The sequence below is a fragment of the Stenotrophomonas sp. A3_2 genome (assembly GCF_036624925.1).
Lineage (GTDB): Bacteria > Pseudomonadota > Gammaproteobacteria > Xanthomonadales > Xanthomonadaceae > Stenotrophomonas > Stenotrophomonas hibiscicola.
Window position 1 is genome coordinate 1 of record NZ_JAZKVY010000042.1, and the last position, 308, is coordinate 308.

Annotated in this window: 1 protein-coding gene; it reads left to right on the forward strand. The window is 61.0% G+C overall.

Annotated elements, in window-relative coordinates; translation table 11 throughout:
• Positions 1 to 308, forward strand: a 308-nt coding sequence (locus tag R5H29_RS00595; protein WP_332328556.1) for a hypothetical protein, incomplete at both ends; no start/stop codon positions are given.

The window sequence follows — 308 nt, forward strand, 5'->3', positions numbered from 1 at the left end:
TTCGCTTGACGCTGCGACAGGTCTTTCGATTGCCGATGGCGTTCGCGCTTCGCTTGCCAAAAACCTCGGGTCGCTCTCCGCCGCGGATCTCGACGCCGTCTCGAAATCGGCCCGCGACGCCCTGCTGCGAATGCCCTCAGCCGAAGACACGGTCAAAGCCGATTACGACAATGAACTCGCGGCCATCGAGGCCCTCCAGGACGCCTATCGCAACCGCAAGGAGAAGGGTCTCGACGTCGTTGCCAGCCAGGTTTACAAAGACGGTGCCACTTCGGTGGCTTACCTCAGCAAAATGTCGGAGGACGAGC